Here is a 24721-nt window from a genome sequence, read left to right as displayed (position 1 = left end):
GATTGACCTAAGTCACTAAATTGGTTAGTGGATGTTAAAGCGATATGGTATAGAAACGCTTAATAAATAATTTTTGCTACAAGGTGACATTCTCTGGAGGCCGGAAGAACTATGACAAAATCTTATATATGTATTGAAAATATGGCAGATAGGAAATCTAACATTGTACGCACAGTTTTGGGGGTGATGCTTTTGGGGAGCACCTGCTTGTTAGCGGGTTGTTTATTTAAAGAGAAAAATACCCTTGATCCATCTGTATATGTGTTAAAAATGGATCCACCAGATGTTTTATATAATCAGGCACTTGCAAGCCTTGAGAGTGGACGGCTTGCCGATGCGTCGAAAAAGTTTCTTGCGATTGAAAAACAGTATGCTTACACGGATTGGGGCCGTAAATCCTTGGTAATGGGTGCTTTTACAAATTATCGGCTTGGTAAGTATGATGATTCAATTAGCATGGCTCAACGCTATATCACTCTTTATCCAGGAGCTGATGATTCGGCGTATGCTTATTATATTATTGGTCTTTCTTCTTTCCGTCGGATTCCTGATGTTACACGAGATCAACGTGATACAAAGCGTGCTATTGCTGCTATGCAACTTCTTGTGGAGCGCTATCCAAATTCTGAATATGTCGAGGATGCTAAAGCAAAAATACGTTTTGGACGGGAGCAGTTGGCTGGTAAAGAAATGCAGGTTGGCCGTTATTATGAAGAAGGGCGCCGCTATCTTGCTGCAAGTAGAAGATTTCGTACAGTGGTTGAAGAGTATTCCGATACAAATCAAATTGAAGAAGCGCTTTTCCGCTTGACGGAAGTTAATCTTGCTCTTGGATTAACTGCGGAAGCGCAGACAGCAGCAGCTATTTTAGGACGTAATTACCCTAAAAGTGAGTGGTATAAGTTTTCTTATAATTTATTGCAAAAAAATAGCATATCTCCACAGGAGCACAAATCTTCTTGGATCTCACATGCTCTAAAGGGTGATAAGAAGAAGGCACGTTGATTCTCTATGCTGGTACAGCTTTCGATTCATGATATTGTTTTGATCGAAACGCTTGATATTCATTTCACAGCGGGTTTGTCGGTCTTGACTGGGGAAACGGGTGCTGGGAAATCTATTCTTCTTGATGCTTTGTCGCTAGCTCTTGGTGGGCGCGGCGATGCTTCTCTTGTGCGTCATGGGGCTGCACAAGGGCAAGTAACGGCTGTTTTTGATGTTCCTGTTTCACATCCTGCACGTCAGCTTATCCGTGAGAACGGTTTTGATGATGAAGGTGATATTATTTTACGGCGTGTGCAGTCAAATGATGGTCGTAGCCGTGTTTTTATCAATGATCAGCTTGCTAGTGTAGCATTTATGCGGTGTGTTGGTCGTTTGTTGGTTGAAATCCACGGGCAGCATGATGATCGTGCACTTGTTGATGTTGCAACGCATCGCCAGTTATTAGATGCCTTTGGGGGGCTTCAGAACGGGACAGAAAATTTACGCCAATGCTATCGGATATGGCGTGAATTTGAAGAGCGCTTGCAACAACAGCGTAGTAAAGTGGAAGATGCTGCGCGCGAGGCTGATTATCTTCGTGCCTGTGTGGAAGAACTGGAGAAGCTTGATTTTCAAATTGGTGAAGAAGAAGCTCTTTCTCTCCGTCGTGCTGATATGCTTAAATTAGAAAAGATAGCAACGGATATTAAGGAAGCTGATGATCTCTTAAGTGGCTCTAAATCACCAATTCCTGTTCTTTCTAATTTGGTGAGGCGTTTGGAGCGAAAAATCTCTGAAGCACAAGAGCTCATTACACCGGTGGTGAAATCTCTTGATGAGGCATTACATGCACTTGCTGCAGCGCAAGAAGGGATTGAAGCAGCAATGCGAGCATTGGATTTTGATAGCGGTGAATTAGAACGGATAGAAGAGCGTCTTTTTTCTCTTCGCGGTTTTTCTCGTAAATATCAGGTTGCTGCGGATGATTTGGTTTCGTTGCGTGATAAAATGGATGCGGAGCTTGCTGATTTTGAGGATGCGCAAGCGACATTAACTCATCTTGAAGTTGAGGCACGGGAAGCACAAAAAAATTATGATATATTAGCACAAGCATTGTCAATAAAGCGTCGAGAAGCCGCAAATCACTTGTCTAAGAGTGTTATGGCTGAGTTACCTGCATTGAAGTTGGAAAAAGCAGAATTTATCGTTGAAATACAAAGTGATGCTGAAAAACGAAGTGCAGAAGGGATAGATCGTATTGAGTATTGGGTTCGGACAAATCCTGGAACACGAGCGGGACCAATGCTTAGTGTGGCTTCTGGTGGCGAATTGTCTCGTTTTTTATTAGCATTAAAAGTTGTTTTGTCTGATCGTGGATCGGCTCCCACATTGATTTTTGACGAAATTGACACGGGCGTTGGGGGCGCTGTTGCTGCTGCCATTGGACAACGGTTGCAGCGTTTATCAAAAAGTGTTCAGGTTTTTGCTATTACACATGCACCACAGGTAGCTTCCAAAGCCCATAGTCATTTTCTTATTTCAAAGGTTGAAAGTGGTGATAAAGGGCGTTTTATGACGGGTGTGCGTAAAATGGAGGAGAATGAGCGTGCAGAGGAAATTGCTCGCATGCTAGCAGGAGAGCAGATTACTCAAGAAGCACGTGCTGCGGCTCAAAAGCTTCTCACATAGAGAGAGACGCGCATGTGTTCATATGGATTCTCTTCAGCAAAAGAAGAAGAGAATCTTATCATCATGGCTCATAATTTGGAATTAATCTTATGAAAAGGGAAGCAATTAAAAACTTAACTGCTCTTGAAGCAGAAAGTGAACTAGAATGGTTAGCAAAAGAAATTGCCCGTCATGATGTTCTTTATAACACGAATGATCAGCCTGAAATTTCTGATGCAGAATATGATGCACTTCGTCGCCGTAATGCAGAAATTGAAGCCCTTTTTCCTGAGCTCATTCGTTCAGATTCTCCTTCCTATAAAATTGGAGCACCAGTTTCTGAAAAGTTTGAAAAATCTGTTCATGCACAGCCAATGCTTTCGCTAGATAATGCATTTAGCGCTGAAGATGTTTGTGAATTTGTTGAGCGTATTCGTCGTTTTTTACGACTGCCAGCAACACAGATCTTGGAAATAACGGCTGAGCCGAAGATTGATGGTTTATCGTTGTCTTTGCGCTATGAAAAAGGAAAACTTGTGCGTGCTGCAACGCGTGGAGATGGATATGTCGGTGAAAATGTTACAGTGAATGCACGAACAATTGCTGATATTCCAAAAGTTTTGCAGGGCGAATTTCCTGATATTCTTGAGGTTCGTGGTGAAGTTTATATGGGACAGAAGGATTTCCAAGCACTTAATAGCAGTCAACAAGAAAAAGGCAAATTAACTTTTGCTAACCCTAGAAATGCAGCAGCTGGTTCGCTTCGTCAGCTTGATTCACGGATAACTGCTAGTCGAAAGCTTCAATTTTTTGCTTATGCTTGTGGTGAAGTGAGTGAAATGTTTGCAGAAAGCCAAATGGAGATGATGAAAAAGTTAAAAGACTATGGCTTTGTTATCAACCCATTGACGAAAGTTTTTAAAACAGTAGAAGAAATGATTTCCTATTATCATGATATCGAAGAATGCCGTCATTCGTTAAGCTATGATATAGATGGGATTGTTTATAAGGTTAATAATTTAATGCTCCAGACACGTTTGGGGTTTGTTTCTCGTTCACCACGTTGGGCAATTGCGCATAAATTTCCAGCAGAAAAAGCTATGGCGCTTTTAGAAGCTATTGATATTCAAGTCGGTCGTACTGGAGCACTAACTCCTGTTGCACGCCTTGCCCCTATTACTGTTGGTGGTGTAGTGGTTACCAATGCAAGCTTGCATAATGAGGATTATATTAAGGGAATTGGTCATAAGGGCGAGCCAATTCGTGAAGGGCGTGATATCCGTGTAGGCGATACGGTGATTGTGCAGCGTGCTGGTGATGTAATTCCTCAGATTATTGATATTGTTGTTGAAAAGCGCCCAAAAGACGCTTCTGCTTTTGTTTTTCCGCATCTGTGTCCAGCTTGTGGGAGCCATGCTGTTCGTGAGGAGGGTGAAGCTGTACGTCGATGTACAGGTGGGCTTATTTGTCCAGCACAAGCCATTGAGCGTATTCGTCATTTTGTTTCACGGAATGCTTTTGATATTGAGGGACTTGGGAAAAAACAGGTGGAGTTCTTTTTTCATGTTCAAGATGAGACGCTTTGTATTCATACACCAGCCGATATTTTTACTTTACAACGGCGACAAGAAAAATCTTTGACGCGTTTAGAAAATATGGAAGGTTTTGGCATTGTTTCAGTCCGTAAACTGTATGATGCCATTAATGCACGCCGCGAAATTCCTTTAAGTCGTTTTCTCTTTGCATTAGGAATTCGTCATGTGGGAGAGGTTAATGCGCGGCGTCTTGCACGTGCTTATCAAAATTATGCAGCGTTTGAAACTGCTGTGATGGCTGCTAAGATGCCATGTAATAAGGAAAATGAAAAGGGCAATGAGGCTTGGATGGAGCTTACTAATATCGAAGGAATTGGACCACAGGTAGCGAGTGCTATTATTGATTTTTATCAAGAAGCGCATAACCATGAGGTTCTATCGGTCTTACTTAAGGAAGTCACACCTCTTGATGAGGAACCTATTATGACAGATTCTTCACCTGTAGCAGGGAAGATCATTGTTTTTACAGGAACTTTAGCACATATGTCACGTGATGAAGCAAAAGCATTGGCAGAACGATTGGGTGCTAAGACCTCCAGTTCACTTTCTAAAAAAACCGATCTTCTTGTTGTTGGAGCTGGAGCAGGATCGAAGTTAGCCAAAGCGCAAGAGTTAGGTGTCGAGGCTATCGATGAAGAGGCTTGGCTGCAATTGATTGAGGGATATTATGTTTAGGGAAGAGAGTCTGCAAATACGATAAATTTATCAGCATTTATTATATGTCATCAGATAGGATTTCTCTTTATCCTTCAGGACGGTGATGGAATAAGAAAAATACGGGATATAACCATCTGGAGGACGAAGAAGGTCGTCACAAAATAAACGTCACCCTTTGCAAGAGTGCATTATCTTGTTCCGTTTAGGTTAGCATTTGTCAGCTTAGCACAAAATTTGAAGCATCTTATAAAATATTTTTTGTATTTCTTGATGGGAGAGAGAGATTTTTTTCTTAAAAGGAGGAGATAAGGTGTTCGTTTTGTAAGAAGAGTTAGGAGATGTCCGTGTGACTTCACTTAAAGGGGTTTTGTTGCTTCTTTGGCCCATTCTTTATCTTCTTTATTTAAGTAAGGTGCATTAACTTGATAAACATGTGCATGGTAATCATTGAGCCATTTTTTCTCTTGTAATGTCAAAAGTTCTGGGAGGATTAAGCGCTGGTCAATGGGACAATTTGTGAGTGTTTCAAACGAGAGCATTTCTATATCTCCACCGTTAATTTTTTGTGCTGGTTTCACAATGAGCAGATTTTCAATACGAATACCAAAGGCACCTTCACGATAATATCCAGGTTCATTAGAAACAATCATTCCGGGAATCAATTCTTGGGATCCATTGCGGGAAATATTTTGTGGCCCTTCATGAACAGAGAGATAAGATCCAACACCATGACCAGTGCCATGGGCGTAATCAAACCCAGCGTTCCACAATGCAATGCGTGCTAGAGCATCAAGGTCTTGACCACGTGTTCCTTTTGGAAAGTGAGCAGTTGAAAGAGCAATCATACCTTTGAGAACAAGAGTAAAACAGCGTTTTTCTTCTTCTCCGATATTCCCTATTGCTACTGTGCGCGTGACGTCTGTTGTACCATCACGGTATTGTCCACCTGAATCAATAAGATAAAGTTCACCAGCATTGAGCTGTTTATTTGTTTTTGTCGTTACACGATAATGAACAATGGCGCCATTTGCACCTGCTGCTGAGATTGTATCAAAAGAAAGATCTTCAAGTTTTGCACCCATTTCCTTTGCTGTCATTATACGCAATTCTTCTAATTTTTGAGCAGTAGAAATTTCATTTATTGTGCCTGGTGTTTGTTTATCTAACCAAGAAAAAAAACGAATAAGGGCTACACCATCGCACAGGTGTGCTTTACGCGCGCCGTTCAGTTCTATGCTGTTTTTAATGGCACGTGGTAAAGCAACAGGGTCAGTAAGGCTAATAAAAGAGCTTCCTTGTTGTTCAATAATGGTGCGGAATTTTTCGCATGTTAATTGGGGATCTAGGGCAAAAATTGTTCCTTTTTGAACATAATCTCTTATCTCTGCAATAAGTTGTTCTGGTTCATATAATTTTGCATAGCGTTCCAGATATTGTTTTTGTTCTATACCTAATTTTTTGCTGTTAAGAAATAAGGTCGGTGTTTCTTTGATGGGAATGAGGGCAAAACCAAGGGTGAAAGGTGTGTTGGAAACATCATTACCACGGATATTGAAAGTCCATGCAATAGAGGAGGGGTCTGTGAAAATAAAAGCATCTGCATGAGCTTGCTTGATCTTTTGATGAATTAAGGTCAGTTTTTCATCAGTCTTGCATCCTGCATATTTGAGAGGATGAATCAATAAGGCAGATTGCGGTAAGGGTGGTTGATCATGCCAGATAAGATCAATAGGATTTTGTTGAATTGCTACAAGTCTTCCACCTACTTTCATTTCTAATGTTTTTTTTAATATATCTACAGCGGAGATAGTGTGAAGCCATGGATCAAAGCCAAGTGAAAGCTTTTGCCCATTTTCTTCAAGCCATTGTGAGGGGGGGCAAGTCACAAGGTCTTCATAATCAAAAATATCAGGATCAGTTTGTTGGCGAACTTGGAGCTTATAGCGTCCATCTGTGAATATAATAGCTTTGTTTTTTAAAATGAGTGCAATACCTGATGAACCCGTAAAGCCAGTGAGCCAACTAAGACGTTGAGCATGGGGGGGGACATATTCTCCTTGATGTTCATCAGTACGTGGGACAAGAAAGCCATCTAGCTTGAGGCGTTCGAGTTCTTTACGAAGACAGGAAATACGTGTCGCAGCATGAGTGAGATTTGTTGTCTCCTCAAAAGTTTGATACATAACAACGTCCTTTTTGTTTATTTCAGATGTATAGTAACCCATCCATGACGGTGGTATGTTTCAATATGTTTTAGCCCCTGCTTTACATAAGCTTCCAAAACAGTGGCGTGTTGTTCTTCAAGAATTCCAGAGAGTATCAGTGATCCGCCTTTTTGGAGTGCTTGTACCATTTCTTGAGCAATTTCAATGAGTGGATTGGCAAGGATATTGGCAACAATAAGATCAAAGGGTGCACGTGATGCAATTTTATCGTGGGAAAAACCTGTCGCTGTGACAGTTGTAATATGTTCTTTTACGCCATTGAGTTCGATGTTGTGTTGTGCAACTTGAATAGCAGTTGGATCAATATCAGATGCAAGGATGCAAACAGGTTTGAGCTTTGCAATTGCGATGGCAAGGATACCGCTACCGGTACCAAGATCAAGGACATTTTTAGGACTTTCCTTTTGCATTACCTTGGCAATCATTTCTAAACAGCCGGCTGTTGTCCCATGATGTCCGGTACCAAAAGCTTGACTAGCTTCAATTTCAATAGGAAAAACATTGGGAGGGATATTATTTCTGTTATGGCTTCCATGTAAAAAAAAAGGACCAGCATGGACAGGTGTTAGTCCTTCAAGGCTTTGCTGAACCCAGTCAATATTGGGTAAAATCTCATAGTTAATTTTATCAGGATCTATAGAGAGAATGTTCGCAAAACATTTGGAAACATCTTCTTGGCTTTCTTTATTGACATAAAGTGAAAGCTCATACACAGCATTTTTTTCATCTATCTCTGTCAGAGCAAGAGGATAACCTTCTTCATCAAAGGCTGTTTCCATAAGAGTATAAAACTTCTCTGCTTCATTTTTGGAAGTCGTATAATACAGACGAATTTGCTGCGCCATTTTGTTCTTTCTTTTAATTGACTTTTTTAGTTTAAGACGAGCTTTTTTAGTTGTTCAACGGCGATATTGTCTTTTATTTCAGGATCGATCTCTTTTGTTTCATAAGGAATGACACCAGCTAGCTTTCCGCCTTTTTTTAGTAAAAAAATTGCTGCTGTGTGGTTATAAGTATAGTTTCCATCTGTTCCCGGTACTTTTTCAGCAACGATATTAAAAGAATCTACCATTTTATGAACTTTTTCAGGTTCTCCACTAATCCCAATAATTTTGTTGGTAAAGTTACTGAGATAATCATGGAGAACTTCCGGTGTATCACGTTCAGGGTCAACTGTAACAAACCATATTCCTAATTTCTCAGCTTGTGGTCCAAGAGCTGTCAACCATCGATCAAGATTGATGAGTGTGGTAGGACAACTTTCAGGACACATAGTGAAGCCGAAAAAAATTATTGAAGGCTTGCTTCTAATATCCTTTTCTGTGATCGTTTTCCCATTGGAATCAATGAGTGTGAAATTATCACCCAGAGGTTTATTTCTTAACGTATCATAAATAAAAATTCCTACAAGAAATATGATCGTTAGCCCCAAGATGCGCATTACATTTTTCATAACTTGACTCTCTAAAATAGATCGAAAAATTGTAACATTGGCTGGTTAACTTTGCAATCTCTGTTTCATGGTTGATTTTGTTTCCCTAGTCGGTATGTTGTTTAGGGAAATATTTATAGAAAAAAATTGGTGAAAGATGGATGGATAGTAAGAAAGATCTTCGATTCCATGACAGTGAGCCTCGTCTTCATACGACAGCACGATTGCATGGTTGTAAATTGGGGCGTTATGTAGAAATCAATGAGCGCGTGGTTTTGCGTGATGTAACAGTTGGAGATTTTACTTATTTTGAACGGAACAGTGAAGCGATTTATAGCGATATTGGTCGTTTTTGTTCTATTGCGTCTCGTGTGTGTGTAAATGCATTAGAACATCCCATGGAACGGCTTTCAACGCATAAAATAACTTATCGTCCTAATGAATATTTCCGCTATATTCCGTTAGATAGTTCTTTTCGTGAAAGACGTTGTGCAAAACGTGTTATCATTGGGCATGATGTATGGATTGGATATGGTGCTGTTATTATGCCAGGGGTGACCATTGGGCATGGCGTTATCATTGGTGCTAATGCTGTTATAACAAAAGATATTCTTCCTTATACAATTGTCGCTGGTGTTCCTGCAAAACCGTTGCGGATGCGTTTTTTTGATCATGTGATCCAAGAACTTTTGGAGATGACTTGGTGGAATTGGCCGCTTGATAAAATTTATAACGCATTGCCTGATATGCAAAATCTTCCAATCGAGGTTTTTATTCGAAAATGGAAAGAGCGTTCAAAATAAAATAAAAAAATAGTTTTTGTCTGGGGATGTGATACCATTATGTTGATACTAAGCTTTGTTTACAAAATTATCGAGGACACGTTTTTCTCCCGCTTTCTCAAAAATAATGGTTAATTTATGACCATCTATTGCTGTGATATGACCATAACCGAATTTTATATGAAAAATCCGATCATTGATGGCAAAATTTGAAGGGGTTTCAGAGACTGATTGGGCAAGAACTTTTCCTTCAATGTTTTTTTGTGTGCGCTTCTGTTTTGGTGTAGTAGAATCATTATAAAATGAACCATGATGTTTAACAGAAGATTTCCCATACCCCCCATAAGAGGTTTCCATTGTTATAACTTCTATATGTTCTTCTGGTAATTCATTGAGAAAACGCGAGGGTATTGTGTTTTGCCAATGTCCATGGATTCTTCGATTAGAGACAAACCATATATGCAAATGTTTTTTTGCTCTCGTCAATCCTACATAAGCTAGTCGCCGTTCTTCTTCTAAACCTGAACGGCCGCCTTCATCCAGTGAGCGCTGATGAGGAAAGAGACCTTCTTCCCAACCAGGAAGGAAAACTGTTTCAAATTCAAGCCCTTTGGCTGAATGAAGAGTCATGATGTTAACAGCGTCAGTATTTTCATTGTTTTCAGCATCCATTACGAGTGCAACATGTTCTAAAAAGCTATGAAGACTTTCAAATTGTTCCATGGAGCGAACCATTTCTTTAAGATTTTCTAGCCGTGTTGGTGCTTCTGGTGAACGATCTTCTAACCACATGGTAGTGTAGCCTGAATCCTCAAGAATTGTTTCAGTAAGTTCTCTATGGGGTGTGCTTTGCAGCATATTTTGCCAGCATCGAAAGTTTTCAATAACGCTTCGCAAAGCACTGCGTGCTTTAGGTTTTAGTTCGTCCGTTTCAATTATTGCAGCTGCGGCAGAAAAAAGAGGAATAGCGCGTGCCCGTGCACTTTCATAAAGAATGCGTAGAGTTGCATCGCCTAAGCCGCGTCTAGGTGTATTAATAATGCGTTCAAAAGCTAAGTCATCTGCTGGTTGGACGACAACGCGTAAATAAGCCATCGCATCACGTATTTCCATTCGTTCATAAAAGCGCGGACCACCAATCACGCGGTAGTTAAGACCAAGTGTTACAAAACGATCTTCAAATTCACGCATCTGAAATGATGCGCGCACCAATATAGCCATATGATTTAATGAATGGCCAGTCTGTTGTGCCTGTTCAATTTCTTCTCCAATTGCACGCGCTTCCTCTTTCGAATCCCATGCTGCATGAACTTTTACTTTTTCTTCTTCGGTATTTATTTGATCAGAAAAAAGTGTTTTTCCAAGTCTTTCTTGGTTATGAGAAATGAGATGAGAAGCGGTTTTGAGAATGTGTGATGTTGAACGATAATTGCGTTCTAAACGGATAATTTTTGCAGGAGGAAAATCTTTCTCAAAACGTAAGATATTATCGACTTTAGCACCACGCCATCCGTAAATGGATTGGTCATCATCGCCAACACAACAAAGGTTGACATGTTGTCTTTCTGGCTGTTGTGCCAAAAGGCGAAGCCAAAGATATTGTACTGTGTTGGTATCTTGATATTCATCAACAAGAATATAGCGAAATTTGGAGTGATATTCCCGAAGAATATCTGGATTATGTTGGAAAATAGAGAGTGGATGAAGTAAGAGATCGCCAAAATCACAGGCATTAAGGCTTTTTAATCTCTCTTGATAGAGATGGTAAAGTTTACGTCCCATACCCTTACCAAAGGAATGAGAATCGTCTTCTGAAATATGTTCTGGTGAAAGCCCTTGATTTTTCCAAGAATCAATCATTATAGTAAGATTCTTGGCGGGCCAACGTTTATCGTCCAATCTTTCAGCTTGAATAAGCTGTTTTAAAAGCCTAGTAACATCATCGCTATCAAGAATTGTAAAGTTGCTTTTTAAGCCAACAAGTTCTGCGTGACGGCGCAAAATTTTTGCCCCCGTGGAATGAAAAGTTCCAAGCCAAGGCATGCCTTCAACAATTTCACCAATAAGTGTGCCAATGCGCATTTTCATTTCACGTGCTGCTTTGTTGGTGAAGGTTACAGCAAGTATTTGCTTAGGAGAGGCAAGCCCAGAGCGTAAAATGTGAGAAATGCGGGTTGTTAAAACACGCGTTTTTCCAGTACCAGCACCCGCAAGAACTAAAAGAGGTCCTTCTGTATTCATGACGGCTTGTTGTTGCTCTGGATTGAGTTGTTGTAAATAATCGCCATCACATTGCGTTTTTTCTTTTTCTTTTACAGTAGGCATAGTGGCTCTAGAACTCTTTTCATTATGGAGAGGGGAGGCTTATCTTCAAAGAATGGTATGGGATCAAGAAAATTGTTCATTATACATTTTGTGTAGTACTTTTTTCATCTGAATGCTAGGTCCAAAAAAACATACTCTCTTCGGTTGAATAAGGGACAGAGATTTTAAAAACTAAAACAAATATTAAAAGCGTTGGGTGAGAACGCTTTGAAGTGCATAAATGCGTAACGAAGACGAAAGATTTACTTCTGGTGGTCTTTTGCTATCAATATCGGTGATAATAAAGGCTAAAGATTGTTTTTTTTTGTGCGCTATGGTTTTGAGGATATCTAGAAATGGTTGTTCTAAAGATACGCTTGTTGCATGTCCATCAATACGAACAGATATTTTTCGCAAAATTACTTTTGACCAATCGATGAAAGTATCTTCATGCATTCTTTTTATTCTTATTCCTCGCGCTCTAAATAATTTTGATCAAGAAATTTTTGCGTTTTTAAAGATTCTTTTTGCTCGAAAAGTTTTTCAGCTTTTGTTCTTCCAAAACGATAGCGTCTTTCTTCTGCATGAACAGCTTGTTCTGCACGCTTTTTCTGTTTTCGAAATTGACGAAGATTAATGATTTTAGTCATGAAACACTTATTTTTTGCGAAAAGAATCTAAAGAAACAACATCAGCACTTGGTTTGATATCATTGTTTGAGGGATCTGTATTTGGACTAGGATTTTGTTCTTTTATAAGCGAGTTCTCTTTTTTTTGTTTGTCTGATAGAACCGTCGGTGTACTTGGAGCATTTTCTGAATTTTTGTCTTCTCCAGAAGTAAGGTTCGAGGGGAGATCAAATGCTGCTTCAAATGCTGCTATAGGGTCATAAAAGACTTGAATAGAGGTAAAAGGAATTACAAGTTTTTCGCTAATTTCTCTAAAGGAAAGTGTTACTTCGAAGGCATGCTCTGAAACACTTAAATCTCTAAACTGATGTTGTAAGACGATTGTCATTTGCTCTGGGTAACGACTTTTTAGACGAGGAGAGATTTTTACGCCTGGGGCATTGGTCAAAAAAGTAATAAAAAAATGATGATTTCCTGGAAGTCCTGCTTTGGCAACTTCCGATAAAACTTTACGGATAACCCCACGAAGTGCATCCTGAACGAGAATATCGTAACGGACTTGATCTTGAACCATCGAAGCTTTCCTTTTATTTCATACGATAGATGAGCGTGCGGAGTATTTTGCTATAGAATGTCTTTTTAAGCTAGCAATATTTTGTCTCATATGTACTTAAATCACTCAAAAAATGATATGAAATTTTATGACAAAAAATGTCTCGAAGATCAATTGATCGTCTTTATAAAGGTGAAGGCTTCTGTTGCCAGGTGCCTCCGAACCCCGCTTAAACCTGCGACGGTTTAAGGCTTAATTTGAAGCATTCACACCACCTTAAGCGGCGAGACGTGCTTCCGCATAGTTGTCATTTGCAACTACTCATTTAGCCCGATAACGGTGGTACTATGCCGAGTAAAAGAGCAATCTTTACACTCTTGTCGATCCTATTTCGCCCCCATCAAAGTATAATTTTGTATTATATTTTGGTGGAGGCGCCGGGTACCGCCCCCGGGTCCAATAAGTTTATTCCATTGTCCATTTATTACCATAGCTGGCAAGCCAGCACTTTAAATATAGATGAAGACGAGTCTTTAGAAAAGGGGGGTTGTTAATATTTTTAATCCTCTAATTATTATGAGAAGCTCTGTGATGCGGTTGTAGAGTACAGTCGCTAATTTTTGGAGAGGAGAGGGTGCAAAATGACCAATGATCTAGCAGATATTAAATTATATGACCAAAATCCCGATGAGGCTGCAATAGAACGGCTAAGACATCGCTTAGCTTTGGTGATGAAAAAACAGGATGCATCACTGGTTGCTACATCGGATCCAAAAGAGTTAGAACGCGTTGAAAAATGGGTTCAAGATGTATTAGGCGCGGATGAGCAGAGTGCTAAGAAGGCTGTGTCAAAAGTTGCGGAAATGATGTCTGGAGATCGCAGAAAAAGCCGTATGACCTTTTATTATTTGGTCGCCAAGCAATTAAATGCACTTGATAAAGTTTAAACAATTTTAAACTAAATTTTGCTCAAGAACAAGAAAGCTCAAAATTCTTTGAGCTTTTTTGTTTAGCGTAGGGGGTTAATTGGTTTCGTCTTCTTGAAGATATCCTCCTTTGCTCATATCCGGTATAAAGAGGGTAGCAATGAATGCCATGATCATCACGCCGATTACGTAAAAATAAAAGAGTGATTCATGTCCCATATTTTTTAATCCGAGTGCTACATATTCGGCAGAACCACCAAGTAATGCATTCCCAATAGCATGAGAGAGACCAACTCCTAATGCTCGTACTGAGGAAGGAAACATTGCTGATTTTACGACACCAGAGATGGATGTATACATGCTCATAATACAGAATATTCCAATAATGGTTGACAACGCAATCCATGGATTATGCGTATGACCGATTATGAGAAGTCCAGGAATTGTAAAGAGAGTAGAAAGTGCACTCCAAAGGATAAGTAAATTTTTTGTGCCAATTTTATCAGCTAGGATACCAAATAGGGGTTGAAGGAGTATGAAAATAAAGAGTGCAGCAGTCATCAAAGTTGTTGCGGTATGTTTATCAAATCCTGTGGTTGTGATGAGATATTTTTGCATATAAGTCGTACAGGTGTAAAATGTAAGAGATCCTCCAGAGGCGAAGATAACAATAACAAAGAAAGCTTTTGAATGTTTGCTGAAAAGCTCTTTCAGACTTCCCGTTCGTTTTCTAGAACGGCTTTCTTTCGTGGTTGTTTCATGAAGCGAACGACGGAGATAAAGTGCAACGAGTGCTGCTAATCCACCAATCGCAAAAGGGATACGCCAGCCCCATGCTCTTAATTGGTCTTCCGTTAGATAAAGTGCCAAAATGAAGATAATAAAACTCCCTAAAAGTTGACCAGTAATAAGCGTACCAGATTGGAAAGAAGCAAAGAGACCACGATGATTTTTAAGAGAAATTTCGCTTATATAAGTTGCAGCTGTACCATATTCACCACCGGCTGAAAGTCCTTGCATCATTCGGATGAGGAGCAGAAAAATTGCGGCAGTTATCCCTAAAGTTTCATAAGTTGGAAGGATGGCAATGAGGAAAGAGCCTCCACACATCATAAAAATAGATATGAGCATTGAACGCTTGCGTCCATAGCGATCAGCGATAAAGCCAAAAAGCCAACTTCCAATTGGGCGCATAAGAAAACCGATAAAGAAGATTCCTGCCGTTCTTAGAAATTGGGTAACAACATCGCCATTTGAAGGAAAAAATTGTGGTGCAAAGTAAATCGACGCAAATGAATAAATGTAAAAATCATACCATTCTACTAAATTCCCTGATGCACTGGATATAATAGAAGAAATACGTTTTCTTGTATCATCTGGTTCTAAAGTTGTTTCATTTTTCATGAAGTGCTTCCCTTTGGTTTATAGTTTATATTTTTCACTTTAAAGTTTTTTATAATTTGTATCATTAAAATTCAATTGTATATAATAATTTCTTATGAAAGCTCTTTCAGAGGATTTATGTGGGCTATAAGTTTGCGCTTCATGAGGATTTTATTTTGTAGGAGGATAAAAATCATCATACCGAATCTAAAAGGCGACGTGTGTTGAAAAAGAGGTTCAAGCTGGATGAAATGTTAGTAAAAAGAGTGCTTCAATAGTTCTTTATAAAAGTTACCGATAAGATGGTTGAAGAATGTAAAAAAGTTGCGTAACTTTTTCTTGTTTATGTGCTAAAAATTCAATTTATTCGATAAAATCTAAACAAGACAGAGTCTTATAAACATCTTCTTCTCCTTATAGAGGAGCATTATATTTTTTCTTGTAGGGTGAGCTCTAAGAAGTGAATGACTTTCTATTATTTGCTTGTTATTTTAAATATTTGTACATTCATTATAAAAAAGCCTAATTGCTTAGGCTTTTTTATTTTGTGTAGAAAATTTAATGGACCTCATTGTCTTTAAGGTATCCTCCTTTGTCTATATCTGGCATCAAGAGAATTGAGATGAGTGCAATGATCATCATACCAATGATGTAAAAAGGAAAGACAGTTTCATATCCTATAATTTTTAGCCAAAGAGCTACATATTCAGCAGAACCACCAAACAGTGCATTACCAATGGCAAAAGCAAATCCAACTCCGATTGCGCGGATTGAAGCAGGGAAAAGTTCTGCTTTTATGATCCCTGCGATGGATGTATAAAAACTCATAATACAAAGCATTCCAATGATGATTAAGAATGCGACCCATGGATTATGGGTATTTCCAATCATTTTTAGCACAGGAATTGTGCAGAGAATGGATAAGGTACTCCAACTGATGAGGGAAGCTCTTGCTCCAATTTTATCGGCTAGAAAACCAAAGAGCGGTTGGAGTAACACAAAAATAAAAAGTGCAGCAGTCATTATCGTTGTTGCCGTATGTGAATTAAAACCGCTGGTTGTTATCAGATATTTTTGCATGTAAGTCGTGTATGTATAAAACGTGAGCGATCCTCCTGCTGTAAAACCAATAACTAGAAAGAAAGCTTTTGTGTGGTTATCTAGAAGCACGCTAATACTGCCAGTGTGTTGTTTAGAACGACTTTCTTTAGTGGTTGTTTCATGGAGCGAACGACGCAGATAAAGGGCAACGATTGCTCCTAAGCCACCGATCACAAAGGGAATACGCCAGCCCCATGCTTTTAGCTGATCATCAGTGAGATAAAGTGATAAAATAAAGATAACCAAGCTGGCAAGAAGTTGTCCTGAGATCGTTGTAGCATATTGAAAGGAAGCAAAGAGCCCACGACGATTTTTGAGGGCGACTTCACTCATATAAGTTGCTGTTGTACCGTATTCACCACCAACGGAAAGTCCTTGAAACATACGGATTAAAAGCAGAAGGAAGACTGATGTTATTCCCCAAGTTTTATAAGTGGGAAGGATGGCAATGAGGAATGAGCCACAACACATCATAAAAATAGAAATAAGCATTGAGCGTTTACGTCCATAACGGTCGGCAATAAAGCCGAAGAGCCATGCTCCAATAGGGCGCATAAGAAAGCCAACAAAAAAAATTCCTGCGGTTTTTAAGAGTGTTGTCACAAGAATATCGTCTGAAGGGAAGAATTGTGATGCGAAATAAATCGATGTAAATGAGTAAATATAAAAATCATACCATTCTACTAAATTTCCTGATGCACTCGCTATGATAGCAAATATACGTTTTCTTGTATCATCTGGCGCTAAAGTTGTTTCATTTTTCATGAAATATCCCCTTTTAATGCTTATCTTTATTTTTTTCTTTAACGTTGTTTACAATTTAAGCCATCGAAATTCAATTACTAAGAGTTGTTTTTTTATGAAAGCTCTTTGAGATACTTTATTGGAGTTATAGTTTTTTGAGTTCTTATTTTTTATGTTAAAATGAAATCAATAGTAATGTTTACTTACAAGATTTTCTCTTGATTTTTATTATCTTTTTAAGAGTAGCTTTAATTTTTGAGAATGAGGCTTTCTATACTAACAAACACGATTTAGTTTATAGATTATGCGCGTCTTTTGAGAAATAATGAAACTGTATTTTTGCTTTCAATTACTTGCTTTTGTGATTTTTTAAAGGGACTAAATTTACCAAAGTTAGAAAATAATGTCCTTATAATAAAGTTCGATAATTTGTTTTCCAAGGTTTGTGTTAAAGCAAGAAAGATTACTGCTTTTCCTTATAGAAGAGAGCAGCGTAATATTTTGTAAATACTTAATTTTCTTTATGAATTTCGTAACAAAAAAGCTCAATTTATTGAGCTTTTTTGTTTAATTTCATAGAAAAAAATTTAACGGACATCATCGTTTTGAAGATATCCCTTTTTTCGGGCATCGGGCATCAAGAGAATAGCAATAAATGCAATAATCATCATGCCAGTTATATAAAAATAGAAGACAGATTCATAGCCAAGTTTTTTTAATTCAAGGGCTACATATTCAGCAGAACCACCAAACAATGCATTGGCAATAGCATAAGAAAGTCCGACTCCTATTGCCCGTATTGAAGCGGGAAACATTTCTGATTTTACAATACCAGAGATGGAGGTATAAAAGCTCATAATGCACAGCATTCCAATAATGACTGATAGAGCAATCCATGTATTATCAGTTTTGCCAATCAGATTAAGGCCAGGAATTGTAAAAATAATCGATAAAGTACTCCAAATAAGTAGAGATATTTTTGTTCCGATTTTATCAGCAAGAAAACCAAATGCAGGTTGAAGTAACATAAAAACAAAGAGTGCGGCAGTCATTAAAGTGGTAGCCGTATGTTTATCAAATCCAGTCGTGGTGATAAGATATTTTTGCATATAGGTTGTATATGTGTAGAATGTGAGTGATCCCCCAGCGGTAAAACCAATCACTAGAAAAAAAGCTTTCGAATGGTTGGAAAAAAGTTCTATAATACTTCCAGCTTTTTTACTAGAACGACTTTCTTTGGTGGTTGTCTCATGGAGTGAGCGGCGTAAATAGATTGCAACAATTGCTCCAAGCCCACCAATGGCAAAGGGAATACGCCATCCCCATGCTTTTAACTGATCCTCGCTCAGATAAAGCGCTAGAATGAATATAACGAGACTAGCGAGAAGCTGTCCACCAATCAGTGTGGTGTATTGGAAAGAGCTAAAAAATCCACGGTGATTTTTGAGAGCAACTTCACTCATATAAGTTGCCGTTGTACCGTATTCACCACCGACAGAAAGTCCCTGAAGCATTCTAAGTAACAGTAAAAGAATGCCTGCTGCTGCTCCAATGGTTTCATAGGTAGGAAGTAGGGCGATTAAGAACGAACCACCGCACATCATAAAAACAGAAATAAGCATTGAGCGTTTGCGTCCATAACGATCAGCAATGAAGCCGAAAAGCAAACCACCAATTGGACGCATCAAAAAACCAATAGCAAAGACGCCAGCAGTTTTTAAAAGTTGCGTAACAACATTACCTTCTGAAGGAAAGAATTGTGATGCAAAGTAAATGGATGTAAAAGAATAAACGTAGAAGTCATACCATTCTACTAGATTACCTGATGCACTGGACACAATAGCCCAGATACGTTTTCGTGTATCATGCGGCGCTAAAGTTGTTTCATTCTCCATAAGTCTATCCCTTTATTCATCTTCATATAGTTTACTCCCCCTGTTATTTATTCTCCTAAAGGTTGTCTACAGTATTTTATCTTTTGCGTCAAAAATTTAATCGAAACATAAGAATTTCTTGTGTAAAATGTTTTGAAAGGAAATTTAAATTGTTTTTTTATAAATTTTACAATTTCTATATTCGACAGAATCGTCCATAATGTTTATATGAAAAACTACCTTGATCTTTTGTCTCATGTTTTAAATCAAGGCACGGATCGTGCGGATCGAACGGGTGTTGGAACGCGGTCGGTTTTTGGTTATCAAATGCGATTTGATTTACAGGTTGGATTCCCATTATTAACAACGAAGAAGTTGCATTTGCGTTCAATCATTTATGAGCTTTTGTGGTTTCTTAAAGGTGATACAAATATCGCATGGTTGAAGGACCATGGCGTATCAATTTGGGATGAATGGGCTGATGAGAAAGGGGATCTTGGTCCTATTTATGGTTATCAGTGGCGCTCTTGGCCTGCTCCCGATGGACGGCATATTGATCAAATGAGTCATCTCTTGACTATGATTAAGAAAACCCCCGATTCTCGTCGCTTAATTGTATCTGCTTGGAATCCCACACTCATAGAGGAGATGGCTCTTCCACCTTGTCATTGTCTTTTTCAATTTTATGTTGCTGATGGTAAATTATCTTGCCAACTTTATCAACGTTCAGCAGATGTTTTCTTAGGTGTCCCATTCAATATTGCTTCTTATGCGTTATTAACAATGATGATTGCCCAAGTATGTGAACTTCAAGTCGGTGATTTTATTCATACCCTTGGTGATGCACACCTTTATTTTAATCATTTTGAACAGGCTCGATATCAATTGTCTCGTAGTCCAAATGCTTTGCCGTTTATGCATATAAATCCAACGGTAACAGATCTTTTTTCTTTTAAATTTGAGGATTTTGAATTGCTTAATTATGAAGCGCAACCCCATATCAAGGCACCGGTAGCAGTATGATTCTTCCAGTTTGTTTAATTGCAGCTGTTGCAGAAAATGGCGTTATCGGCCGTGAAGGTGCCTTGCCTTGGCGTCTGTCGACAGATTTGCAACGCTTTAAAGCTTTGACCCTTGGTAAACCCATCATTATGGGACGAAAGACTTGGGTTTCTCTTAAACGTCCGTTACCAGGACGCATGAATATTGTAATTACTCGTGATCCTGCTTTCACAGCTGAAGGTGCTGTTGTTACTCACTCTTTATCTCAGGCTTGTTCTGTTGCAAAAAGAGAAGCTTCTCAAAGGGGGGCAGATGCAATTTTTATTATTGGTGGTGGTGAAATCTTTCAACAGGGATTACAGATTGCTGATAAAATATTCCTTACAGAAGTCTTAGCTTCCATTAAAGGTGATAGTTTTTTTCCTGATTTCGATAAAGAAAAGTGGACTATTGTGCAATCACAATATATCTCTGAAGGAGATAAAGATAGTCATCCAACACGTTTTGTAGTTTATGAGCGGAGATAATTTATAATTAAGTGGAAAGAGCCTGTCGGTTCCATTGTAATCAGACAAGAGCCATCCTATAAGGTTGAGTAAAAAGTTGGTATTTGGTTAATGGTATTTAGTTAAAGAGGTGATAATGCCCTGGACAAATCAAAATGGTGGTGGCCCATGGAGTGGCGATAAAAATAAACTCGGTGGTGAGAAAAAAACACCTGCTAAGAATATCTTTGGTTCTGGTGGCAATAATGGTGGTGATAGAGGGCCCGGTCTTGATGATATTTTGCGTAAAGGGCAAAATCAGCTTAAACAATTTGGCGGAGGTGGCCTTTGGGGGCTATTGTTTTTGCTTGCTGTGTTTTTTTGGCTGTATCAGTCAGTTTATATTGTTCAGCAAAATGAACAGGCTGTAGAATTGCGTTTTGGTGTTCCTAAAGTAGGAATTATCGGCGATGGTTTGCATTTTCACTTTTGGCCAATTGAGACTTATATGAAAGTGCCTTTAACGGAAAAAACAATTGCAATTGGTGGGCAGTCTGGTCAGGCGCAACAGAGTGAAGGTTTAATGCTTTCGAGTGATCAGAATATTGTGAATGTTAATTTTTCTGTTTACTATCGGATTTCACATCCTAGTCAATTTTTGTTCAATGTGAGTGATCAAGAGGGAACAGTTCGTCAGGTTGCTGAGAGTGCAATGCGTGAAGTCATTGGTTCAAGGCCTGTTGATGATGTTTTACGTGATAAGAAAGAAGAAGTTGCTGGTGACGTTAGAAAAATTATCCAATTGACGGTGGATAAATATCAACTTGGTGTTGAAATAAGTCGTGTGTCGATCAGTGAAGCTGCTCCTCCTACCAAGGTTGCTGCTGCCTTTAATTCTGTTCAGCAGGCAGAACAAGAACGTGGGCGAATGATTGAAGAAGGAAATCGTGTGCGTTTTACGAAGATTGGTTTAGCAAATGGTGAAGCTTCACGGACACGGGAAATCGCAAAAGGTGAAAAGGCACAAATGGTTGAAGAGGCAAGAGGACGAGCTGAGCGTTTTCAGGCTATAGTTCGTGAGGCTGAAATTTCACCAGAGGCTACACGTTATCGTCTTTATATGGAGACAATGGGGCGTATTCTTTCTTCGCCAAACAAGTTGGTTCTTGATCAAATAAATTCTTCAGCAGTGCCTTATCTTCCTCTGAACGAATTGCTGCGTAATAATTTATCAGAAAATGCGAAAAAAATGCCAGCACGTTCTGCACCGCTATTAGATTCTCGTATTTTGGAAGGACGCTAATTATGCAGCAGTCTCGTTTCTTGTTTATTTTTAGTTCCATAGTCTTTCTTTTGACGGTTTTATGGATGTCTATTTTTATTGTCTATCCTCGTCAACAAGTAGCCGTTAAGCGTTTTGGGCAAATTGTAAAGGTAGAGTCTGATCCTGGAATCTATTTAAAAGTGCCCTTCGTGGATAAGATGATTGTTGTTGATAACCGGTTGTTACGGTACGATGTTCCAACACAATCTGTACAGGTGAGAGGGGGGGCTTATTATGAAGTAGATGCGTTCTTTATTTACCGTATTATGGATCCTAAGTTGTTTTTACAGCGCATTGCTTCAGGGCGTCCACAAATTGCTGCGCGTGAAAATCTTGCACCGCGTTTTATTGATGCTTTGCGGGCTGTTTATGGTAAGAGAGAATTTAGAGCAGCTTTATCAGATGAACGGGGTGCAATGATGGCTGAAGTGCAGCGGCAGTTTTCTGTCGATGCAGGGTCTTTGGGTATTACCATTGTTGATGTGCGTATTCGCAAAACTGATTTGACTGATGCTGTTTCAGAAGATGTCTATCGGCAAATGGCAGCTGAACGTGAAGCTGTAGCGGAAAATATTCGTGCCCGTGGTCAGCAGGAGCGTGATCGTATTGTAGCAGAAGCCAATCGTGAATATGAAGAGATCGTAGCAGCGGCAAGGCGTGATGCTGAAATTACCCGTGGTGAAGGTCAAGCTGAAAGTATTCGTTTGTTACTCAATACAAGAAAGACTAATCCATCTTTTTATGATTTTTGGTTGGCGATGGAACAATATAAGAATTTGGAGCGCGTTCCAATGGTGATTTCACCAAATGAGGATTTCTTTTTCTATTTTCGTAATCCACAGAAAGAAAAGGGAAAAATTCCATCAACAATGAATACAAACCTCAGTAAGACGGAACCAAAACTCATGGGAGAATAGATACAACAATCGATCGTGGCTACGATTTGACGTAAGAAGTGTGCTCTGTGGTTGTTTTTTTTATGATGAGAATGGTAGAGTGTTGAGCCGTACTCATTTTGCATAGTTAAATTGAGTAAGGCTCTTTGCAGCATTTTGTTAAAGGCAGATTATGGGTAGAAATGTCGTAGATAAAAATACGTCTTTGAGGTTCTTTATCACAAAAATTGTTGTTTGTGTGGTTTTGTTTTTATTTGAATCAAGCAGTTTGTCTTGGGGAGAAGAGATAAAAAATACACCACCTTCTGTTCCTGATTTAGCTGCTGAACTTTTAGAGACGGTGGTGAATATTTCCACGGCACAAACCGTCGATGGTACAGAACAAGACGAGCATACTTCCGTGCCTGCTATACCAAAAGATTCATTGTTGGAAGAGTATTTTAGTGATTTTTTTACACCCAAAGATGGTCAAAAAGATAGTCAGTTTCAAAAGATACGTTCTTTGGGATCTGGTTTTGTGATTGATGCGCAAAGAGGGCTTATTGTTACAAATTACCATGTTATTGTTGATGCTGATGATATTGAAGCTAATTTTACCGATGGTACAAAACTAAAAGCAAAATTGCTTGGAAAGGATAGCAAAACTGATTTGGCGATTCTTCAAGTAGACGCAGGAAGTAAAAAATTAAAAGCTGTACGTTTTGGTGATTCAGAAAAAGCCCGTATTGGTGATTGGGTTATGGCTATTGGGAATCCCTATGGTTTTGGTGGAAGTGTGACAGTTGGTATTATTTCTGCACGCAATCGTGATCTCAATGCTGGTCCTTATGATAATTTTATTCAAACAGATGCAGCAATTAACCGAGGAAACTCTGGAGGTCCGTTATTTGATAGAAATGGTGAGGTAATTGGTATTAATACAGCAATTATTTCACCTTCTGGTGGTTCGATCGGTATTGGTTTTGCTATACCATCAGAGATGGCTCTTGCTGTTATCAATCAGTTGCGTGATTTTGGAGAAATAAGGCGTGGTTGGTTGGCTCTTCGTATTCAGCCAGTAACTGAAGATATTGCAAAAAGTTTAAAGCTAGAAAAAGCTGTGGGAGCATTGGTTGCTGGTAAAATAGAACATGCTGATGTTGATAATAGCCAGTTACAGACTGGAGATGTTATTCTTTACTTTGGAAATACAAAAATTAAGCATGCGCGTGATTTGCCGCGTTTAGTAGCGGAAAGTTCTGAAGGCAAAGTAGTGGATGTTACTGTTTTTCGAAACGGACAGAAAAAAACAGTAAAAGTTAAGCTTGGTCGTTTGGTTGAGACAGATGAAAATACAGTAGAAGAATCTGATGGTGACAAAAGTAGTGCTGTATCAAAAAATGTGACAATGCAATTTATGGGAATGACATTATCTGAACTTACAACAGATTTGCGTCACCGCTATTCAATTACAGATAAACTTCGAGGATTGGTGGTGGCGTCTGTTGCAAAAAATAGCACGGCAGATAAAAAGCGTATTCGCACTGGTGAAGTGATTGTTGATATCAATCAAAGTTCTGTTACAACGATTGATGAGGCTAAGAAACGTCTTCATAAATTACGTGAAGCTGGGCGTAAAAATGCTCTCTTCATCGTTGCTCGTCCAGATGGAGAGTTGCGTCTTGTAACAATTCCAATGGATTAATAGTTTTGGGAATTGAAGCTTTTACATCTGCTTCTCATTACTTTGTGTTTTTATTATCACCCTTAAAATCTACGATAGGGAAGAGATTGTACTCTTCAGTTTTCAAATAGCAATTATTCGGAGAGATTAATATTTTAGAGTTGGTAATTTATGAGCATTACTGCATTTTGCTTTGTTGTTGATGAAAGAGTAATGGTTAGTAATGGTTGTAAATGGGAGTGTGAAGAAAATGATGCACTCGTTTCTTCTTATAAATCAGAATATTATTTATTTTCGTATAAAAATATAAAATTATTTAATTATATGCGTGAATCTTAAGGGTTATTTTTTATATGATTGTAAGAAATATATTTATTTATAATGCTTTCTTTAAAAAAATTTTGTAGATGTGTTGTGTTGTTGAATAATGATAAACAGAATAAGTCCCTTGAGATTTTTTTGTATTATGATTGGATTCATTTTTCCGAGGGAGC

Annotated in this window: 20 protein-coding genes and 1 other RNA gene; 10 read left to right on the top strand and 11 right to left on the bottom strand. The window is 38.7% G+C overall.

Features of this window, described 5'->3' with window-relative positions; genetic code table 11:
- Positions 1–111: 111 nt before the first annotated feature.
- From AC0QT4_RS03150 to ligA, 3 genes are all read left to right on the top strand, one after another.
- Positions 112–1005 (top strand): outer membrane protein assembly factor BamD, encoded by an 894-nt coding sequence (locus tag AC0QT4_RS03150; RefSeq protein ID WP_473200277.1) that lies wholly within the window; start codon positions 112–114, stop codon positions 1003–1005.
- Positions 1006–1011: 6 nt separating this feature from the next.
- Positions 1012–2673, top strand: coding sequence for a DNA repair protein RecN (gene recN / locus AC0QT4_RS03145; protein WP_473200276.1), 1662 nt, complete (start codon positions 1012–1014; stop codon positions 2671–2673).
- Positions 2674–2762: 89 nt separating this feature from the next.
- Entirely contained in the window at positions 2763–4922 is a 2160-nt protein-coding gene (ligA, locus tag AC0QT4_RS03140) for an NAD-dependent DNA ligase LigA (RefSeq protein WP_473200275.1), read from the top strand.
- Between the two features lie 338 nt (positions 4923–5260).
- On the opposite strand, the gene AC0QT4_RS03135 is transcribed toward ligA, so the two are convergent.
- The 3 genes from AC0QT4_RS03135 to AC0QT4_RS03125 are packed head-to-tail and all read right to left on the bottom strand — an operon-like array spanning position 5261 to position 8582.
- A complete protein-coding gene (locus AC0QT4_RS03135) occupies positions 5261–7087 on the bottom strand; it encodes an aminopeptidase P family protein (protein ID WP_473200274.1) in 1827 nt (608 codons plus the stop codon).
- 17 nt (positions 7088–7104) lie between these two features.
- Complete coding sequence (locus AC0QT4_RS03130) at positions 7105–7974, bottom strand: 50S ribosomal protein L11 methyltransferase (RefSeq protein WP_473200273.1); 870 nt, start codon at positions 7972–7974, stop codon at positions 7105–7107.
- 26 nt (positions 7975–8000) lie between these two features.
- Positions 8001–8582: an SCO family protein gene (locus tag AC0QT4_RS03125; protein WP_473200272.1), complete on the bottom strand. Its 582-nt coding sequence runs from the start codon at positions 8580–8582 to the stop codon at positions 8001–8003.
- A gap of 140 nt (positions 8583–8722) precedes the next feature.
- On the opposite strand from AC0QT4_RS03125, the gene AC0QT4_RS03120 reads away from it, so the two are divergent.
- Positions 8723–9364, top strand: a complete 642-nt coding sequence (locus tag AC0QT4_RS03120; protein ID WP_473200271.1) for a DapH/DapD/GlmU-related protein — start codon at positions 8723–8725, stop codon at positions 9362–9364.
- A gap of 48 nt (positions 9365–9412) precedes the next feature.
- Here AC0QT4_RS03120 and AC0QT4_RS03115 read toward each other — a convergent pair whose 3' ends face one another.
- The 5 genes from AC0QT4_RS03115 to ssrA all read right to left on the bottom strand — a co-directional run bounded on the left by AC0QT4_RS03115 (position 9413) and on the right by ssrA (position 13374).
- Entirely contained in the window at positions 9413–11668 is a 2256-nt protein-coding gene (locus AC0QT4_RS03115; protein ID WP_473200270.1) for an ATP-dependent helicase, read from the bottom strand.
- 183 nt (positions 11669–11851) lie between these two features.
- Complete coding sequence (locus tag AC0QT4_RS03110; protein ID WP_473200269.1) at positions 11852–12103, bottom strand: ribbon-helix-helix domain-containing protein; 252 nt, start codon at positions 12101–12103, stop codon at positions 11852–11854.
- An 11-nt stretch (positions 12104–12114) separates the two neighbouring features.
- On the bottom strand, positions 12115–12297 hold the full coding sequence (locus AC0QT4_RS03105; RefSeq protein ID WP_473200268.1) for a DUF4169 family protein: 183 nt from the start codon (positions 12295–12297) through the stop codon (positions 12115–12117).
- 7 nt (positions 12298–12304) lie between these two features.
- Positions 12305–12850 (bottom strand): SspB family protein, encoded by a 546-nt coding sequence (locus AC0QT4_RS03100; protein WP_473200267.1) that lies wholly within the window; start codon positions 12848–12850, stop codon positions 12305–12307.
- 170 nt (positions 12851–13020) lie between these two features.
- Positions 13021–13374, bottom strand: a transfer-messenger RNA (tmRNA) gene (gene ssrA / locus AC0QT4_RS03095).
- 96 nt (positions 13375–13470) lie between these two features.
- On the opposite strand from ssrA, the gene AC0QT4_RS03090 reads away from it, so the two are divergent.
- Complete coding sequence (locus AC0QT4_RS03090; RefSeq protein ID WP_473200266.1) at positions 13471–13776, top strand: DUF2853 family protein; 306 nt, start codon at positions 13471–13473, stop codon at positions 13774–13776.
- Between the two features lie 75 nt (positions 13777–13851).
- Here the strand turns inward: AC0QT4_RS03090 and AC0QT4_RS03085 are convergent, their stop codons facing one another.
- The 3 genes from AC0QT4_RS03085 to AC0QT4_RS03075 all read right to left on the bottom strand — a co-directional run bounded on the left by AC0QT4_RS03085 (position 13852) and on the right by AC0QT4_RS03075 (position 18878).
- Positions 13852–15159, bottom strand: a complete 1308-nt coding sequence (locus tag AC0QT4_RS03085) for an MFS family transporter (protein WP_473200265.1) — start codon at positions 15157–15159, stop codon at positions 13852–13854.
- 537 nt (positions 15160–15696) lie between these two features.
- Complete coding sequence (locus AC0QT4_RS03080) at positions 15697–17004, bottom strand: MFS family transporter (protein ID WP_473200264.1); 1308 nt, start codon at positions 17002–17004, stop codon at positions 15697–15699.
- Between the two features lie 566 nt (positions 17005–17570).
- Positions 17571–18878: an MFS family transporter gene (locus AC0QT4_RS03075; protein ID WP_473200263.1), complete on the bottom strand. Its 1308-nt coding sequence runs from the start codon at positions 18876–18878 to the stop codon at positions 17571–17573.
- 207 nt (positions 18879–19085) lie between these two features.
- Here AC0QT4_RS03075 and AC0QT4_RS03070 point away from each other — a divergent pair, with 207 nt between their 5' ends.
- The 5 genes from AC0QT4_RS03070 (at position 19086) to AC0QT4_RS03050 (ending at position 24248) form a co-directional block, all read left to right on the top strand.
- The gene (locus AC0QT4_RS03070; protein ID WP_473200262.1) at positions 19086–19880 is read left to right on the top strand and encodes a thymidylate synthase; all 795 of its coding nucleotides are present in this window, start codon (positions 19086–19088) and stop codon (positions 19878–19880) included.
- On the top strand, positions 19877–20386 hold the full coding sequence (locus AC0QT4_RS03065) for a dihydrofolate reductase (RefSeq protein WP_473200261.1): 510 nt from the start codon (positions 19877–19879) through the stop codon (positions 20384–20386). The genes AC0QT4_RS03070 and AC0QT4_RS03065 overlap by 4 nt, the downstream gene beginning before the upstream one ends.
- 115 nt (positions 20387–20501) lie before the next feature.
- Complete coding sequence (gene hflK / locus AC0QT4_RS03060; protein WP_473200260.1) at positions 20502–21647, top strand: FtsH protease activity modulator HflK; 1146 nt, start codon at positions 20502–20504, stop codon at positions 21645–21647.
- A gap of 2 nt (positions 21648–21649) precedes the next feature.
- Positions 21650–22585 (top strand): protease modulator HflC, encoded by a 936-nt coding sequence (gene hflC / locus AC0QT4_RS03055; protein ID WP_473200259.1) that lies wholly within the window; start codon positions 21650–21652, stop codon positions 22583–22585.
- 151 nt (positions 22586–22736) lie between these two features.
- The gene (locus AC0QT4_RS03050; protein WP_473200258.1) at positions 22737–24248 is read left to right on the top strand and encodes a Do family serine endopeptidase; all 1512 of its coding nucleotides are present in this window, start codon (positions 22737–22739) and stop codon (positions 24246–24248) included.
- Positions 24249–24721 lie beyond the last annotated feature (473 nt).

Source organism: Bartonella sp. EBT8, from assembly GCF_055796165.1.
Note: the sequence above shows the minus strand (reverse complement) of the source record. Positions and strands in the feature narration are given on the sequence as shown.